The organism is Novosphingobium sp., assembly GCF_025351285.1.
In the GTDB taxonomy this organism is placed as follows: domain Bacteria; phylum Pseudomonadota; class Alphaproteobacteria; order Sphingomonadales; family Sphingomonadaceae; genus Novosphingobium.
Genome location: NZ_JANXWG010000099.1, coordinates 1 through 17387 on the forward strand (window position 1 = coordinate 1; position 17387 = coordinate 17387).

A 17387-nucleotide genomic window follows, 5' to 3' on the forward strand; every position below is an offset into this window, starting at 1 on the left:
CCCGCCGCCGCGACAGCCCGCTGCTCAGCGCAATCCGCACCGCCTCACGCTTGAAATCTTCTGTATGCTTCTTCATCTCATCGGTCTCCTTGATCGAGTGTTAAACTCTCAAGTGACCGGCGCAAAACCGTTACAAGTCCACATTGGGGTCATCCATGTTGAGCGACACGCTTCAAAACCCGTGATTGCCAGCAAGAACCATGGCGAAGCCGTTGCTGAAGGAGCGATCTACTTTCGTTATGTCGCCGAGACAAAGGCGATCAGCTATGCGGACTTACGCGCCATTCTCGACGAACGAGATCTGCGGAGCCGGGAAGCCATTTTGCCGATGATCCAACGCTTGGTCGAATTGGGACCGAGCAACGCGTTGGTTGCGAACCTGGCGGACGGCCAATTGGAAGGTGGCAAACGCCCGATCCTGATCGACCCAGCTTCTCTGGAGCAGATCAAGTTCATCAAGGAAGGCGAGTTCGACGAGGTAATCGGGACACCGACATTGAAGGTCATTGGCGACGCACAAGTCGCCCCTGCAGGGAGCGTTCTTCCTATCCGAACGGTGCGTGAGGAAATCACCATCGAGGCGATCCTGCGGAACTTCATAGGCCGCAACTCGGTCGAGCAGCCCTTCGCGTACTTTCGGCAGGTGAGCCACGAGGCCGGTTGGGTTTCGCCGATCTTCTACTACCTGCACCTAGCCGGAAAGACCCGCAAGGAGGCGGCGAGTACGTTACGGGCGAACAAGAACGCGAAACCCAAATGCCGGGCCGAATTGATCAAGCTCCTGAACGGAAAGCGAAGCCTTTACGCAAAGCTCGGCGGTAACCGCTTGACCACATTCAACCGGATCGTGACGAAGGCCAACTTCGAAGTCAGCGACCTGAGGCAGGCGAAGGCCATCTGCTCAGCGCTTACAGGTATGACGACTGCTGATGCAGGTTGCTTCGATCAGTTCCACTTGCTTTTGAGCCATTGCCTGAAGCTCTGGGAGGCAAGCGAGGGCGACCGCGACCTTCTCTCATGTATCCGGCGGGCGGCATCGCGACTGGATGAGGTGGAGTACGGGCCCCAAGTTCCGAGCGGTTAACAACTGACAGGCTATCCAGCCTTATCGTCACACCGTGACAATTCACTGTGCAGCCCCGAAACTCTCGGCTATAAAACTCAATAGTTTCAGAGGGTTCAAAATTGTTGGCGTACTCTCCTGCCGGGCGCGCCAATTTTCGCCAGCCTTGTCCGTTCGCGCCTTATCTGCGCGCTCTTATCCCCGAGAAATCGAGTCCATCGGTTCGCAAGTTTTGGGGTAACCCAGGTCGTCGGGGATCGTCAGCCACTGCTGGCCGTCGCGCTCCTCGATCCACGGCGTTACGGTGCGCAAGGGCGTGGCCTCGGCGTGGGCACGGCAGCTTTCGAAATCGTCGAACTGCGCCAATCGCTCCAGGTTGCGCCGGGTCGGGAATATCACCTGGATATTGCCTTCGTCCGCAAGGTCTAGCGCGCCTTGGGCGCTGGCCCAGAACAGGTGATGGTTCTCGGTAGCGTCGACCTCCAGTTCGACCGCGCCGGTGCCGAGATCGGCCAGATAGAAGCGTGTGTCGAAAACCCGCGCCAGGTGATGCCGCGGCCACCACCGCGCAAACGGCACCAATTGGTCGAGCGCCAGTGTCCAGCCGAATTTTTCGAGCACGGGCGCCAGCGCAGCGTGGTCGGCCAGCATCACCCGTGCCTCTGCCGCTTCGATGGCGCTGATCGCGCCGATGATGCCGATCGCCAGCCCGGTTTCCTCAAGCGTTTCGCGAATCGCGGCCACGCGGCCGGCCGCGTCGTCGGGATCGAGGTCACCGCCGATCTTTGCGGCCAATTCGCGATCGGCCGGATCGATCCGTCCACCGGGAAACACCGCCGCGCCTCCGGCAAATCGCATCGTGTGGCTGCGTTCGACCATCAGGATTTCGGCCGGCCCACCCGATTGGCCGTGACGATAGATCACGACGGTGGCTGCCGGAATTGCTGGGGGTGGTGGGTCGTTCTTGTCGCTTGTGGTCATGTCCAAGTCGATGCGCCGTCGGTTCGGTGTTGCCAAGTCCAAGTGCTGAAAAAATACCGAGAGTCCTGTCGGGATTTTTGACAGGCCACCTGTCCGATGTGCGCGAGACAGCAGGACAACACACGCAAATCAGCCGGTTATGCGGTTTGGCACGGGCGATGCATAGTATAGTCCGACACTTGATGTCGTCCCTTAGAGGCGGAGCCGAACCATCCCCCCGGTCTCCACGGCTCCGCCTCACCCCGGACTTTCAGGTCAAATCCCAGCAATAAAAAACATGATGGGCCGGGCAGACGGCAAATAGTGGCTGTCTGATCCAAGGCGACCGGCGCGGCGTGCTCAGTTGGCGGCGCGCACTTCGGCCTGTTGCATGAGGTCGTGCAATTCGCCGGCCTCGTACATTTCCATCATGATGTCGGAACCACCGACGAATTCGCCCTTCACGTAAAGCTGCGGGATCGTCGGCCAATCGGAAAAGGCCTTGATGCCCTGGCGCACTTCCATGTCCTGCAGCACGTCGACGCTCGCGTAATCTACACCCAGGTGATCGAGGATCGCGATCGCCTTGCTCGAAAAGCCGCACTGCGGGAACAGCGGGGTGCCCTTCATGAACAGCACCACATCGTGGCCTTTGACGATTTCGGAAATGCGGCTGTGCGTGGCATCGGTCATGGTCGAATCCTTTGGTCGCCTGTTCGGTGACGGAATCTGAATGGACTGGGTCAGGAGGATTTGGGAACGGCAGTGGTCAGTTGCAAGGCATGGAGCACGCCGCCCATCCGCCCGCCGAGCGCGGCATAGACCGCCTTGTGCTGTGCGACGCGACTTTGCCCCTGGAATGACGCTGCTTCGACATGCGCGGCCCAGTGGTCGCCATCACCGGCAAGATCGGTCATCGTTACGGTCGCGTCGGGAATTGCTGTTCGGATCATTGCTGCGATGTCTTCGCCGGCCATGGGCATGATCAGGCCTCGCCCATCAACTGGCGCTTCGCCTCGATGGTCTTTGCGCCCATCGCGCTGCGGACCTCTGCCTCACTCGTGTCAACGCCCGCCGACACGAGATCACCCAGGATCTTGCGAACCATATCCTCGTCGCCGGCTTCTTCGAAATCGGCCTGCACGACTGACTTGGCATAGCCTTCGGTTTCGGCCGGATCGAGCTTCATCCGTTCGGCCGCCCAAACCCCTAGCAGGCGATTGCGACGGGCGTGAATGCGGAACAGCATCTCCTCGCCCTTCGCGAACCGCAACTCCTCGCCGCGTTCCCGGTCATCAAAAGTGGTCATCACAAAACGTCCCCGATCATCGCGTCTTCACGCCGATACGCGCGCGCTGCGGTGCGGGCAAGGGTTGCGCAACCAACTGCGAGGGAGTGGCGGCTTTGCTTTGCGCTCCATCGAGTCCGGTCCAGCACGACAGGAACGCCAGGACATCGGCGTTGCTGGCAATCGCGCGGTCGATCTGCCGCGCCCCGGCATGCCCGGCTCCCGCTTCGACCCGCAGCAAGTGCGGCCGATCGTCCGAAGCATTGGCTTGCAGCGCGGCGACATATTTGTAGCTGTGCGCGGGAACCACCCGGTCGTCACCGTCGCCGGTCGAAACCAGCATGGCCGGATAAGCCCCCGGCTTGAGCATGTGGTAAGGCGAATAGGCCAGCAAGACCCGCCAATCGGCCTCACGATCGGGATGGCCGTATTCGTCGGTCCAGAACCGGCCCGAGGTGAACCGGTCAAAACGCAGCATATCATAGACGCCGGCTTGCGGGTTCGCTGCAGCGAACAAGTCGGGCCGGCGGTTGATCGCCGCAGCCACCAGCAACCCGCCGTTGGACGCGCCTTGTGCAGCCAGTCCCCCCGAGGGCGCGATGCCTTGGCGCACCAGATATTCGCCAGCCGCGATGAAATCGTCGAAAGCGTTGGGCTTGTTGGCGAGCCGTCCGGCTTCATGCCACGCCGCGCCGAATTCGCCGCCGCCGCGCACTTCGGCCAAAGCGAACGCCCCACCAGCGAGCAACCAGGCCATGCGCGGCACCGAATAGCCGGGGGTTTGCGAGACATCGAACCCGCCATAGCCGTAAAGCAATGTCGGGACCGGCTGCTTCGACAGCGCGGTGTCGCGATTGCGCACGAGGAACATCGGCACGATAGTACCGTCCCGAGACGCAAACTTGCGCTCTTCGACAACGAAATTGTCCGGATCGAATGGCGGCTTGGGCAGCGCGAACGGGGTCGCGACCCCGCTGGCCAGATCGAGCCGGTAAATCGCCGGCGGGCGCGCGAAACTCGACACCTGGAAAAAGGTTTCAGGATCACCCGGCTGGCCCGCGAACCCGCTGGCGGCGCCGATGGCGTTCAGCGAAATGTTCCGCTTCGGGCGGCCCTGAAGATCGGTGACGACGGCAAACGACACGCCATCACCCTCGTAAGCCAGTACCAACCGATTCCCGATGAAGTGCCCGCGATCAAGCATAGCCTCGCGCTCGGGCACCACTTCACGCCACGCTGGCATTTGCCGGGACAAGTCCACGCCCATCACGCGATTGCGCGCGGCGCCCTGGCTCGTCACGAAATAGAGCATATCGGCAACGCCATCGATCAGGCGCCAGTCATCGCGAAAATCACCGATCAGTTCGCGGACGGGCCACGCATTGCCGCGGTGCCGCAAATCGATCAACCGGATCTGTTGGCGCGTATCGGTGCCCGAACGCGTGCCGATCACCGCCCAGCGGGAATCGGCCGTTACCACCGCACGATGCACCGATTCACGATGGTCGGGCGTGGCAAACACGCGAATATCGGCTGATTGCGGTGTTTGTACCTGGTGATACCACACCGCATTGTCGGCCAGCGGAGCATTGCGCGCGCGCTCGGTCACTGCCAGCGGATAGCGGGAGTACAGGAACCCTTCGTCACCGATCCAGGTGATCGTGGTGTCGTTGACGCCCTCGATCACCTCGGGAAGCTGCTGCCCCGTCGCGGCGTCGACAATACGGATCGCGCGCCAGTCGCTGCCGTTTTCGGCCTGGCCGAACGCGAGCAGGTGCCCGCGCCGCGATGGCGCCCAATCCTCGAGCGTTTGCGTGCGATCCCCGGTTTTGGCCCAGGCGTTGGGGTCAACCAGGGTACGGGGCTGGCCGCCGAACGTATCGCGCACCATCAGCGTCGCCAGTTGCTGCTTGCCCGAATTGTAAGTGTAGAAATATCTTGGGCCGGCCTTGCGAGGCAATCCGAAGCGTTCGGTCGCATAAAGCGCTGCCAGTGACCGCGCAAAGGCATCGCGCATCGGCAAGCGCTGGAGATAGCCATCGGTTGCCGCGGCCTGCTGGGCGATCCAGCTCCGGACCGGTCCCAGACTGCGCGGGTCGCCTTCGAGCCAGCGGTAGGGGTCGGCAACCTGGGTTCCGAATTGTGTATCGACTTGCGGATCGCGATGCGAGGGGGGCTGGGCTTGCGCAGCGATCGGACAGAGCGGTGCGCCGGGCGCCAATGGTTCAGCCCGGACCGGCAAACTGGCGCCGCCAATGCCCAAGCTTGTCGCCAGTGCGGCCGTCGCCCAAAACCAGCGCAAACGCTGCATCACACTTCCCGGTACCGATGGAGCGGCTCGTCCTCGATTGCGCCTTGCATAGACAGCGGCGTGCCCCCAGCCAAATACAAAGACGCCAAATACAAAGGCGCCAAATACAAAGGCGGCCGCAAGCTTTTCAGCCGCGACCGCCCATACGTTGTGGCATTGAAGGCCCCGAAGTGGCGCTTACGCGTCTTCGTAATCGTCCTCGGTCAGCACCGGACCCGAATCCAGGCCCTTGGCCGCTACATCGCGGTCGACCAGTTCGATCACGCCCATCGGCGCAGCGTCCGATCCGCGGAAACCGGCCTTGATCACGCGGGTATAACCGCCGCTGCGATCGGCATAACGCTTGGCCAGAATATCGAACAGCTTGGTGAGCTGGGTATCGTCGAGCAGGCGTGCGTGCGCCAGGCGGCGATTGGCCAAACCGCCGTGCTTGGCGAGCGTGATCAGCTTTTCGACGTAAGGACGCAGTTCGCGTGCCTTGGGCAACGTGGTCTGGATCTGTTCGTGCTTGATCAGCGACGACGCCATGTTGCGCAACAGCGCGCGGCGGTGAGACGAAGTGCGTTGCAGCTTCCGCTGGCCAACTTTATGACGCATGGTTCTGGTCTTTCTGTTCGTACGGGGCCCGTATCAGGTAGCCCGGTCCTGGCTGAATTGATGGGGCAGCCTGATCCCCAAACCGTTCCGGGCCGGCTTTCGCCGGCCCGGATGCAATCGCTTAACCCAACAGCTCTTGTTCGAGCTTCTTGGCCATTTCCTCGATGTTCTCGGGCGGCCAACCGGGAATATCCATTCCCAGCCGCAGCCCCATCGACGAAAGCACTTCCTTGATTTCGTTCAAGGACTTGCGGCCGAAGTTCGGGGTACGGAGCATTTCCGCTTCGGTCTTCTGCACCAGATCACCGATGTAGATGATGTTGTCGTTCTTGAGACAATTGGCCGAACGCACCGACAGTTCCAACTCGTCGACCTTCTTGAGCAGGTAGCGGTTGAGCTGGTTGGCGTCGCTTTCCTCGGGCGTGTGCACCGCAAGGCCAGCCATCGCCGGCACATGACCGCTCGTCGGCATCGCGTCATCGAAGTGGACGAACAGCGCGAGCTGGTCCTGCAGGATGCGTGCGGCGTAAGCCACTGCATCTTCGGGCGTAACCGTACCGTCGGTTTCGACCGTCAGGTTGAGCTTGTCGAAGTCCAGTTCCTGCCCGATGCGCGCATTGTCGACCTTGTAGCTGACCTGGCGCACCGGCGAATACAGCGAATCGATCGGGATCAGGCCGATCGGCGCGTCGGCCGGACGGTTGCCGACGGCGGGCACGTAGCCCTTACCGATGTCGGCGGTCAGCTCCATATTGAGCGTGGCGCCTTCATCGAGATGGCAGATCACGAGATCCTTGTTCATGATCTCGATGTCGCCGGTCACGGCGATATCACCGGCCTTGACTTCGGCCGGGCCGGTGACCGAAAGCTGGAGACGCTTGGGGCCTTCGCCCTGCATCTTGAGCGCGATCTGCTTGACGTTCAGCACGATGTCGGTGACATCCTCGCGCACGCCGGCAAGGCTCGAGAACTCATGCAGCACGTTCTCGATCTTGATCGAGGTTACGGCGGCGCCCTGCAGCGACGAAAGCAGCACGCGACGCAGCGCGTTGCCAAGCGTCAGGCCGAAGCCACGTTCAAGCGGCTCGGCAACGAATGTTACCTTGCGCTTTGCATCAACCCCGGGTTTGATTTCGAGGTTGTTGGGCTTCTTCAGTTCCTGCCAGTTCTTGATATTGACAGTCATGGAATTCCCCTGGGTTTGACGGGAGCCGGCCGCCGGCCTCGCAAGCGAGGCCGGTCGTGGCGGAGGCGGGGCAGGACTTGCGCGCTGGCAAATCCCGGCACCCGCCGAGAGGGTCAGACGCGGCGGCGCTTCGAAGGACGAACACCGTTGTGCGGGATCGAGGTCACGTCGCGGATCGCGGTAATCGTGAAGCCAACCGCCTGGAGCGCACGCAGCGCCGATTCACGGCCCGAACCCGGGCCCTTCACTTCGACTTCGAGCGTCCGGACGCCGTGTTCGGCGGCCTTCTTGCCCGCGTCATCGGCAGCAACCTGCGCTGCATATGGCGTCGACTTGCGGCTTCCCTTGAAGCCCATCATGCCGGCCGAGGACCAGCTTATCGCATTGCCCTGCGCATCGGTGATGGTGATCATGGTATTGTTGAAGCTGGCGTTAACGTGCGCAACACCACTGGTGATGTTCTTGCGCTCCCGTTTTTTGATACGCTGGGGTTCGCGTGCCATTGTCTTAATCCTGTCGAGAAATGGGAAGGAAAGGCCGGTCGTCTAGCCCGGGAAAACCGGGCCGGGACAGCCTTACTTCTTCTTGCCGGCGATCGGCTTGGACTTGCCTTTGCGTGTGCGCGCATTGGTATGGGTGCGCTGCCCGCGAACAGGCAGGCCCTTGCGATGACGCAAGCCACGGTAGCAGGCGAGATCCATCAGGCGCTTGATGTTCATCGCGGTTGTGCGGCGAAGATCGCCTTCCACGGTGAAATCGGCGTCGATGGTTTCGCGGATCTGGAGGACCTCCTGATCCGACAGGTCCTGCACGCGACGGCTGTGGTCGATCCCCAGCTTGTCGGCAATCTCGAGAGCGGACTTTGGTCCGATCCCATGGATGTAAGTCAACGCGATAATCACGCGCTTGTTAGTGGGGATATTCACCCCGGCAATACGAGCCACTTGCTTCTCCTGCTCCACGGGGACGCGACCATGGCTTTCGCCTTGGGCATGGCCCCCATCTCATAGCGCTGTCACGATCAAACCGGCAAAATGCTCGTCTGGCGAAAGCCTCACAAGTCGTGAAGGCGCGCCTTGGAGACAATCTCGCTGTGTCGAGTGAAAGGAGCGCTTATGAGGATTCGCGCAATGCGTCAACCGCAAAGCGCCACCATCACACATCAAAGCAAATTCGGCGCAAACCAATAGGTTCACGCTGAGCTGGTTTTGCTTTCGATGTGGAAAGCTACGCCAAAATGCGATGCAGGTCAAAGGCCGCTGCGCGTTTGCCTGGATGATCGGCAACACTTCGCCTGCTTCGCAGTCCCGGAATGCCCAACAGCGAACCTCGCGCCGACACAAAGCCGACGCGGGACCCAACGCACGATTAGCCTGCGTGGCTTCGCGCTATTGCGTGGTCAGACGACGCCGAACGCCAGCATCGCATCGGCCACCTTCTTGAAGCCGGCGATATTCGCGCCCTTGACGTAATCGATATAGTCACCGCCCTGTGCGCCATATTCGAGACAACTGTTGTGGATCCCATCCATGATGTCCTTGAGCATCTGCTGAAGTTCATCTTCCTTCCACGCGCGACGCCCGGAGTTCTGGCTCATTTCAAGGCCCGAAACCGCGACGCCACCGGCATTCGAAGCCTTGCCCGGCGCGTAGAGGATCTTGGCCGCCTTGAAGATGTGCACGCCTTCGAGGTCTGTCGGCATGTTGGCGCCTTCCGAAACAGCCATGCAGCCGTTGGCAACCAGCGTGCGCGCGTCTTCACCGAGCAGTTCGTTCTGCGTGGCGCAGGGCAGCGCGACGTCGCACTTGACGCCCCATGGGGTCTTGCCGGCGGTGAAGCTGGCACCCGGGTACTGGGTAACGTATTCGTCGATCCGGCCGCGGCGGACATTTTTGAGATCCTTCACCCAGTTGATCTTTTCCTGGGTGATGCCGTCGGGATCGTGGATGAAGCCGCTCGAATCCGAAAGCGTCAGCACCTTGCCACCAAGCTGGACGATCTTTTCCGCGGCATGCGTGGCAACGTTGCCCGATCCCGAGATCACTGCGGTCTTGCCGACGAGATCCTGGCCCTTGTGCGCCAGCATGTTGGCGAGGAAATAGACCGCACCGTAACCCGTCGCCTCGGTACGGATCAGCGAACCGCCCCATTCGAGGCCCTTGCCCGTCAGCACGCCGGTGAACTCGTTGGTGATGCGCTTGTACTGGCCGAACATGAAGCCGATTTCGCGGCCGCCCACGCCGATGTCACCCGCCGGAACGTCGATGTCCGCGCCGATGTGGCGATAAAGCTCGGTCATGAATGACTGGCAGAAGCGCATGATCTCGCGCACACTCTTGCCCTTGGGGTTGAAATTCGAACCGCCCTTGCCGCCGCCCATGGGCAGCCCGGTCAGCGCGTTCTTGAAGGTCTGTTCGAAGGCCAGGAACTTCAGCACCGATTCGGTCACGCTCGGGTGGAAGCGGATGCCGCCCTTGTAAGGCCCGATCGAGTTGTTGTTCTGAACCCGCCAGCCGCGTTGAACGCGGATGTTGCCCTTATCGTCTTCCCAGCACACCCGGAACGACACGATACGATCAGGCTCGGCGATCCGGCGCAGGATCTGCTGCGAGTGGTACTGTTCCTTGTCCTCCATGAAGTCGAAAATGTCTTCCGACACTTCCTGGACGGCCTGGACGAATTCGGGCTGGTTTGGATTGCGCTTTTTCACGCCCTCCATGAAGGTATTGAAGTCAACGTGATCGGAAACGGCCACAGCGGTTTCTCCCCCGGTTTGGCAGGGCGCGTACGGCCCCATGGAAAGTGCGATGCGCCCGATATTCCTGCACGTATCACCGCAGCCGTCCAGCCGCCGAGTCGCGCTATTGTTGCAGCACTCTAACGTGTTGTGCGCCCAGCGGAAGAGCGCAGTTTGGCGAAAGAGGAACGCAGGTTACGGTCAAGGCCTCGGTTTGACAGGCGTCTTGGCCGCTGGTTTGGCGCGGGCCTTGTCGGCCATCGCCGCGTCGAACGCCGCATTGGGGGCCTTGTGGTCCGCCGGCGACTTGGCAGCGGGCACGGCGGAAACTGCGGGCTTGCCGACCACGCCCAGCTTTTCGCCAAGCCGCGCGATCTGCGCCGCCATCACGGCATCGACCATCTTCGCGATTTCGGCCGGCTTGTAGCGCGTGTAGCCGCCGACAACGTAGACCCAGGTGATCCTGGTCCCGCCGGCGATCGGCTTGAGCGTCATCGTCAACGCCGCTGAAACAGCCTCGGATTGCAGCGGACCCAGTCCGCCGACCAAGCGCAAGGCCTCGCCCGGCTGGGCGTAGACCACGCGCATATGCTCGACGCTGCCCGGTCGCAGCAGTTTGGCCTGCCCGCTCTTGTCATCGGCAGCAGGCAGCTTCTCGCAGAAGCAGCCACCTGCGCTGGGCATCAACGTGAGGTTGGCAGCGGTGCCCGAGAACGTGTGCCGATCCATCCACCAGCCCGACGGCGTGGTCATCACCGGCCACGCGTCAGATGGGCTGGCCCGGACATCGACCGTCACCCGGCTGACAAAGCCGGCGTCGCTTTCGGACACCAGTTCTGCGTGTGCCATACCGGGCGCCAGCGCCAGACACAGGCAAGCCAGCAACCCGTGTAGATATCGTCTTGTCATTGTTTGTCCCCCGACCCTCTGGCGTTCAGTCGCCCGCGGGACACCGGACTGTCAAGTCAGGCCGTTCACTGCTTGGCCTCAGTTGAACAGCACCGTTTCGATCGCACCGGTCACTGCGTCGATATCGGCCATGCCGTCGACCTGAGCCACAATGCCGCGTGCGCCGTAGATCGGCAGTATCGGAGCCGTCTTGGCGCGATATTCGGCCATGCGGGTACGGACCGTCTGTTCGTTATCGTCAGGCCGGCGCTTGAATTCATGCCCGCCGCACTTGTCGCACGTGCCGGCAACCAGCGGTTGTTCGAACGTGTCGTGATAGCCCTTGCCGCAAGCCGCGCAGGTATATCGGCCGACGATCCGTTCGACCAGCGCATCTTCGTTGACGTCGAGTTCGATCACATGCGCCAGCGTGCGGTTGCGCCCGGCGAGGATCGTGTCGAGCGAATGGGCTTGCGCTGCCGTGCGGGGATAGCCGTCAAAGATCACGCCCGTTCCGACAGGCAGCGTCTCAAGCTTGGCATCGATCATGGCCGAGACGATTTCGTCCGAGACGAGAGCACCCGAATCCATCACGGCAGCAACCTGCCGGCCAAGTTCGCTATCGGCCTTACGGGTTTCGCGCAGCATATCGCCGGTCGAAAGCTGCACCATGCCCCGGCGATCGACCAGGCGTTGCGCTTGCGTGCCCTTGCCCGCTCCAGGCGGTCCAAGCAGGATGATATCCATGAAAATCCCCTCTCGTCTGCCGGTCTGACCGCCAGCTCTCCGTTTTGCAAGCCGCGAGGGCTACCGCAGGCGCCCCTTGAGCTTGGCCTTCTTGATCAGATCGCCGTACTGGTGTGCCAGCAAATGTGACTGGATCTGGGTGATCGTATCGACGGTGACGTTCACCACGATCAACAGGCTGGTGCCGCCCGCGAAGAACAGCCGCATGCCGGTTTGTGCAATCACGTATTCCGGGATGACACAGACGACCGTGATATAGGCCGCGCCGATCACGGTGATTCGGGTCAACACATAATCGAGATAGGTCGCGGTGTTCTTTCCAGGGCGAATGCCGGGGATGAAGCCCCCGTTCTTCTTCAGGTTCTCGGCCGTTTCCTCGGGATTGAACACAACCGCGGTGTAGAAAAAGCAGAAGAACACGATGCCCAGCGCATAAAGCGTCATGTACAACGGCTTGCCGTGCGCCAGGTACTGGTTGAGCGTGACGATGACCTGACCCATCGTTGTGTCCTGCTTCACTGAATTGCCCGCAAACTGGGTGATGGTCAGCGGCAGCAGCAACAGCGAGCTTGCGAAGATCGGCGGGATAACGCCGGCGGTGTTGATCTTGAGCGGCAAGTGGCTGCGATCGGCGGCCATCATGCCCTTTTGCGTCGCACGCTTCGGATACTGGATCAAAAGCCGCCGCGTCGCGCGCTCCATGAAGCAGATAAACAGCACGAGGAACACCACCATCAGGACCATGAAGATGATCGTGAACGACGATGTCGAGCCGCTGCGCGCGCCTTCGAACAAGTTGACGATGAACGTCGGCATCTGCGCGACGATGCCGGCCATGATGATCAGCGAAACACCGTTGCCGATACCCCGGCTGGTGATCTGCTCACCCAGCCACAGCAAGAACATGGTTCCGCCGATCAGGCTGACGACCACACCGACACGAAACAGCATGCCCGGATAGACCACGGCTTGCATGCCGGCCGATGCACCCAGCGCCTCAAGCCCGGTGGCAAGGAACCAACCTTGCACAGCAGTGAGCCCAACGGCGCCATAGCGCGTGTACTGATTGAGCTTCTTGCGCCCGCTTTCACCTTCCTTCTTCAACGCCGCCAGCGCGGGATGAAGCGACGCGGCAAGTTGCACCACGATCGAAGCAGTGATGTAAGGCATGACGCCGAGCGCAATGAGGCTCATGCGCGAAAGCGAACCACCCGAAAAGGCGTTGAAAATATCGAGAATGCCGCCCTGCGCGCTCTTGGCGTAAAGCGTTTCGAGGATTAGCGGGTTCACCCCGGGCAAAGGCACGAAGCTTAGAAACCGGAACACGATCAACGCGCCCACAGTGAACCAGATACGGTTCTTGAGCTCGGTCGCCTTGGAGAAATTTGCGAGACTTAGAGTGCTCGCGATATTGTCGGCGCGTGATGCCATGAGTCGTGTAGGCCTCGATTAAGGGGCGGAACGATACCGTTCGCGGCCCATATAGGCACCGTTCGGCAAAGTCGAACCCCCCAGGAACGCAGAATCCACCACGAAATGTGGAGCGGACCGCTCCCAGCTTTAGCGCCGGGGGCGATCCAGCACCTTACTTCGCTGCCTTGGCGGCCTTGTTGGTTTCGCGACGCGCGGTCTTCTTTTCGTGCTCGGAAGGCTTCGCTTCGGGCAACTCTACCGATCCGCCGGCGTTTTCAACGGCTTCGCGTGCGCCCTTGCTCACGCCATCGACCTTGAATGTGGCCTTGGTGGAGAATTCGCCCTTGCCGAGCAGACGGACACCGTCCTTGCCCCCACGCGCAAGGCCAGCGGCCTGCAACGCTGCGTGATCGATCGGCTGGCCTGCATCGAGCTTGCCGTTTTCAATCGCCTTCTGGATCAGGCCAAGGTTCGCTTCGGCGAAGTCCTTGCCGAAGGGGTTGTTGAACCCACGCTTCGGCAACCGCATGTGGATCGGCATCTGGCCGCCTTCAAAGCCGTTGATCGCGACGCCCGAGCGCGCCTTGGCACCCTTCTGACCACGACCGGCGGTCTTGCCCTTGCCCGAACCGATGCCGCGTCCAACGCGCATCCGGCCCTTGCGAGCGCCATCGTTATCGCGGATTTCATTGAGTTTCATGTGTCGCACTCGCTTTCGCTTTTGTCGCGCTGATAGACGGCCAAGCGGAATCGCGGCCGGGTGAAGTGTGGGCGCATAGGCGAATGCGCATCACTTGTCATCCCTTGATGCGCAGGAGGCTCAAGATCTCGCCGAATCGAGCCCAAGCAACCGCATTGCACGCTTGCGGACAGTGGCGGTATGCGCTTCGAACAACCGGCCGAACAACCACCCGGTGGCAACGATGACCGAAAGCCCGACAGCGTAGCGTGCGTAGCTACTCAACCGATCACTCGGCAGCGCCTGGTAACCCCAGAACCTCCCGAAGACTTGCGCTATCGGCATCTGCACGAGGTATAACGAGTACGAGAATGACGCCAACCCGACTGCCAACCTCCCAGCGGGTGCGCGTACCTTCCCAAGGTCCGATGCAAGCAGCAAAACAAAGGCAACCGCGATGACTGCCTCTTCAAACATGGCGCCTGGGAACAAATGCAACCGACTTGCCAACAGCACACCCATCAGCGGCAGCGCGGCAATCCAGGCTTGCAACCGAACCCGGACGAACCAGGGTACAAGGCCGCATAGCCATAAGCCCAGACCGAACAAAGGCGTGATTCGGCTCAAACTCAGGACAAACATGGCTGGTGCGAGTGCAGCCAGAGCAAGCACAATCGCCACCGGTTTGCGGGTGGCGGCTGCCAGGATCAGCAATGGACCGACGAGGTAAAAGTAGCCTTCGCTCGAAAGGCTCCACAACGAGGCATTGTTGCATGGTGGCGTGCCGCCGAAGTTCTGGACGAACAGCAGATTTCCCGCGACCCTGAATGCGGTGTCCGGTTCGGAGCACGAAACGGCCCCGAAAGTCCATTGCAACGCCACTGAAAGCACCAAAGCCGGGATCAGCGCAACATAAAGCCGGCTCGCGCGGTCGACCGCGTATTTGCCCGGCCCAAAGCTGCCCTCTCGAGCCCCGCGCACGATCACGCCGCCGACCAGCAGCCCGCTGAGCACGAAGAACACCACCACCGCTTGTTCGGCAAACAGCGTGACAAAATAGAAGACAGCCGCAAGCGGGCCGAGTTGTCCCGCATCGGGCATCACCATGTTGCGCAGATGCGATGCGGCAACCATCAGCGCGGACAACCACCGGAAGTGATCCAGCCAACGCGACATATTGGCATTGAGCAGATCGGGCCGATAACCGAGTCCGATAACCGGGTCCGATGTGGATGACATGATCCCGCCCACCATAGCAAAAAACCCCGGCACTGCCGGGGCTTTTCACCGTTTCAGTCGATCACCGCTACCATATGTGGCAGCTTGGCGATCGCGCCCCGGGTTTCCGGGGTATCCTGGATCTCGACAATGCGGTTCATCTTGCCGAGCCCCAAGCTGATCAGAATCTTCTTCTGAGAGGCAGGGCGGCGGATCGGCGAACCAATCTGCTTGATCTTGATGGTAGCCATTCTGCTTACTCCGTAATCGCCGCAGCGGCGACTTCGGCCTCAGCCGTGCTGGCACCACCGCGACCGAGCAGATCTGCAACCTTCTTGCCACGACGCTGTGCGACTGACTTCGGCGAAGTCTGTTCGGTCAGCGCGTCGAAAGTGGCGCGGATCATGTTGTAGGGATTCGACGAGCCGACCGACTTGGTCACCACGTCGGCCACGCCCAGACTTTCGAACACGGCGCGCATCGGGCCACCGGCGATGATGCCGGTACCGGCAGGCGCGGTGCGAAGGTTGACCTTGCCGGCGCCAAAACGGCCCTTACCGTCATGGTGCAGCGTACGACCGTCCTTGAGCGGGATGCGGACCATTTTCTTCTTGGCTGATGCGGTCGCCTTGGTGATCGCTTCGGGCACTTCGCGAGCCTTGCCGTGGCCGAAGCCAACGCGACCCTTGCCATCACCCACTACGACCAAAGCAGCGAAACCGAAGCGCTTGCCGCCCTTCACCGTCTTGGACACGCGGTTTATGTGGACGAGCTTTTCGATCAGCTCCTCGCCGCCATCGTCGTCGCCACCACGGCCGCCACGACGATCGTCCCGACGGTTGCCGCCACGATTGCGATCATTGCCGCCGCCGGGGCCGCCACGACCCCCGCCGCCGCCGCCGCCGCCACGGCCGCCACGCGGACCACGATTGTCGCGGGGCTGCTGCTCAGGCGCAGCAGCAGGAGCCGCTTCGACCGGAGCAGTACCGGCTTCGCTGTTGATTTCGTCAGCCATTCGTTAAAACTCCAAACCGCCTTCGCGGGCGGCTTCGGCCAGCGCCTTGACGCGACCATGGAAGATGAAGCCGCCGCGATCGAACACGACGGTGGTGATGCCGGCAGCCTTGGCTTTTTCGGCAATGTCCTTGCCCACCTTGGCGGCGGCATCGACATTGGCACCGATCTCGCCTTTGAGCAGCGACGACGAGGCAGCGATCGTACGCCCCCCAGCATCGTCGATGATCTGGGCATAGATGTGCCGGCCCGAGCGATGGATCGACAGCCGGGGGCGGCCACCCGAACGCGCTTTGAGCGCAGTCCGCACGCGCTGACGGCGGCGATCGAAGAGAGAGAGCTTGGCCATCTTACTTCTTCTTCCCTTCCTTGCGGAAGATGTATTCGCCGCGGTACTTGATGCCCTTGCCCTTGTAAGGCTCGGGCTTGCGCCAGCGACGGATCTCTGCGGCCACCTGGCCGACCTTCTGCTTGTCGATACCCGAAATTTCGATCGTGGTGTTGTCCGGGGTCTTGATCTCGATACCTTCAGGGACCGGGAAATCGACGTCGTGGCTGAAACCGAGCTGAAGCTTCAGGTTTTTGCCCTGAGCGTTCGCGCGATAGCCGACGCCGGTGATTTCCAGCACCTTGGTGTAACCCTGGGTCACACCGGTCACGAGGTTTTCGACCAGCGTGCGCTGCATGCCCCAGAAAGCACGAGCCTGCTTTGTAGCATTGGCGGGCTTGACCAGAATGGTCTCGCCTTCCAGCGTATAGCTGATCTCGTCGCGCATGGACAACGTCAGCGTACCCTTGGGGCCCTTAACCGACAGCACGCGATCTGCGATCGATGCTGTCACGCCACTGGGAACGGCGACCGGCCTTTTACCGATGCGGCTCATCAGAACACCTCCGCGAGCACTTCGCCGCCGACGTTCTGGGCGCGCGCTTCGGCATCCGAAAGCACACCACGTGGCGTCGAGACGATGGAAATACCCAGGCCATTGCGCACCACGGGAAGCTCCTTGCTTCCCGAGTAGACGCGGCGGCCGGGCTTCGAGACGCGTGCAACATGCTTGATCGCAGGCTGGCCCTCGAAATACTTGAGTTCGATACGCAGTTGCGGGTGGGCACCGGTTGCGTCCTCGGAAAATCCGCGGATGTAACCTTCACGCTGGAGCACTTCCAGCACGTGCGCGCGCAGCTTGGATGCCGGCGAGAGGACAGTGTCCTTCTTTGCCTGCTGTCCGTTGCGGATGCGGGTGAGCATATCACCCAGGGGATCGGTCAAAGCCATGTCGTGA

21 protein-coding genes are annotated in these 17387 nt (G+C 61.4%); 1 reads left to right on the forward strand and 20 read right to left on the reverse strand.

Translation table 11 applies throughout. The features are described 5' to 3' along the window. A partial coding sequence (locus tag Q0R16_RS12055) for a hypothetical protein (RefSeq protein WP_295636185.1) occupies positions 1-1084 on the forward strand: 1084 nt, incomplete at its 5' end. A 174-nt stretch (positions 1085-1258) separates the two neighbouring features. Here the strand turns inward: Q0R16_RS12055 and Q0R16_RS12060 are convergent. The 20 genes from Q0R16_RS12060 to rpsH form a co-directional block, all read right to left on the reverse strand. Continuing rightward, on the reverse strand, positions 1259-2044 hold the full coding sequence (locus Q0R16_RS12060; protein WP_295636187.1) for an NUDIX domain-containing protein: 786 nt from the start codon (positions 2042-2044) through the stop codon (positions 1259-1261). A 339-nt stretch (positions 2045-2383) separates the two neighbouring features. Further along, a complete protein-coding gene (grxD, locus tag Q0R16_RS12065; protein WP_295636189.1) occupies positions 2384-2716 on the reverse strand; it encodes a Grx4 family monothiol glutaredoxin in 333 nt (110 codons plus the stop codon). Positions 2717-2766: 50 nt separating this feature from the next. Then, a complete protein-coding gene (locus Q0R16_RS12070; protein ID WP_295636191.1) occupies positions 2767-3006 on the reverse strand; it encodes a BolA/IbaG family iron-sulfur metabolism protein in 240 nt (79 codons plus the stop codon). Positions 3007-3008: 2 nt separating this feature from the next. Continuing rightward, positions 3009-3332, reverse strand: a complete 324-nt coding sequence (locus tag Q0R16_RS12075) for a DUF1476 domain-containing protein (protein ID WP_295636193.1) — start codon at positions 3330-3332, stop codon at positions 3009-3011. Positions 3333-3348: 16 nt separating this feature from the next. Further along, positions 3349-5532, reverse strand: a complete 2184-nt coding sequence (locus tag Q0R16_RS12080) for a prolyl oligopeptidase family serine peptidase (protein WP_295636195.1) — start codon at positions 5530-5532, stop codon at positions 3349-3351. Between the two features lie 267 nt (positions 5533-5799). Further along, entirely contained in the window at positions 5800-6219 is a 420-nt protein-coding gene (gene rplQ / locus Q0R16_RS12085) for a 50S ribosomal protein L17 (RefSeq protein WP_295636197.1), read from the reverse strand. A gap of 121 nt (positions 6220-6340) precedes the next feature. After that, positions 6341-7405 (reverse strand): DNA-directed RNA polymerase subunit alpha, encoded by a 1065-nt coding sequence (locus tag Q0R16_RS12090; RefSeq protein ID WP_295636199.1) that lies wholly within the window; start codon positions 7403-7405, stop codon positions 6341-6343. Between the two features lie 113 nt (positions 7406-7518). Next, positions 7519-7908, reverse strand: a complete 390-nt coding sequence (gene rpsK, locus Q0R16_RS12095) for a 30S ribosomal protein S11 (RefSeq protein ID WP_295636201.1) — start codon at positions 7906-7908, stop codon at positions 7519-7521. A 72-nt stretch (positions 7909-7980) separates the two neighbouring features. Further along, entirely contained in the window at positions 7981-8349 is a 369-nt protein-coding gene (rpsM, locus tag Q0R16_RS12100) for a 30S ribosomal protein S13 (RefSeq protein WP_295636204.1), read from the reverse strand. Between the two features lie 455 nt (positions 8350-8804). Further along, the gene (gene gdhA / locus Q0R16_RS12105; protein ID WP_295636206.1) at positions 8805-10160 is read right to left on the reverse strand and encodes an NADP-specific glutamate dehydrogenase; all 1356 of its coding nucleotides are present in this window, start codon (positions 10158-10160) and stop codon (positions 8805-8807) included. A gap of 183 nt (positions 10161-10343) precedes the next feature. Continuing rightward, entirely contained in the window at positions 10344-10991 is a 648-nt protein-coding gene (locus tag Q0R16_RS12110; protein ID WP_295636208.1) for an SRPBCC family protein, read from the reverse strand. Positions 10992-11129: 138 nt separating this feature from the next. Further along, positions 11130-11777: an adenylate kinase gene (locus Q0R16_RS12115; RefSeq protein WP_295636210.1), complete on the reverse strand. Its 648-nt coding sequence runs from the start codon at positions 11775-11777 to the stop codon at positions 11130-11132. Positions 11778-11837: 60 nt separating this feature from the next. Continuing rightward, entirely contained in the window at positions 11838-13208 is a 1371-nt protein-coding gene (gene secY, locus Q0R16_RS12120) for a preprotein translocase subunit SecY (RefSeq protein ID WP_295636212.1), read from the reverse strand. A 154-nt stretch (positions 13209-13362) separates the two neighbouring features. Next, the gene (rplO, locus tag Q0R16_RS12125; RefSeq protein WP_295636214.1) at positions 13363-13890 is read right to left on the reverse strand and encodes a 50S ribosomal protein L15; all 528 of its coding nucleotides are present in this window, start codon (positions 13888-13890) and stop codon (positions 13363-13365) included. A 120-nt stretch (positions 13891-14010) separates the two neighbouring features. Beyond that, entirely contained in the window at positions 14011-15108 is a 1098-nt protein-coding gene (locus Q0R16_RS12130) for an acyltransferase (protein ID WP_295636216.1), read from the reverse strand. A 53-nt stretch (positions 15109-15161) separates the two neighbouring features. After that, a complete protein-coding gene (rpmD, locus tag Q0R16_RS12135) occupies positions 15162-15338 on the reverse strand; it encodes a 50S ribosomal protein L30 (RefSeq protein WP_295636218.1) in 177 nt (58 codons plus the stop codon). 5 nt (positions 15339-15343) lie between these two features. Further along, positions 15344-16102, reverse strand: coding sequence for a 30S ribosomal protein S5 (gene rpsE / locus Q0R16_RS12140; protein ID WP_295636221.1), 759 nt, complete (start codon positions 16100-16102; stop codon positions 15344-15346). 3 nt (positions 16103-16105) lie between these two features. Continuing rightward, positions 16106-16450, reverse strand: a complete 345-nt coding sequence (gene rplR, locus Q0R16_RS12145; protein WP_295636223.1) for a 50S ribosomal protein L18 — start codon at positions 16448-16450, stop codon at positions 16106-16108. Position 16451: 1 nt separating this feature from the next. Next, positions 16452-16985: a 50S ribosomal protein L6 gene (gene rplF, locus Q0R16_RS12150; protein WP_295636225.1), complete on the reverse strand. Its 534-nt coding sequence runs from the start codon at positions 16983-16985 to the stop codon at positions 16452-16454. Then, positions 16985-17380, reverse strand: coding sequence for a 30S ribosomal protein S8 (gene rpsH, locus Q0R16_RS12155; protein WP_295636227.1), 396 nt, complete (start codon positions 17378-17380; stop codon positions 16985-16987). The genes rplF and rpsH overlap by 1 nt, the downstream gene beginning before the upstream one ends. Positions 17381-17387: the final 7 nt, after the last annotated feature.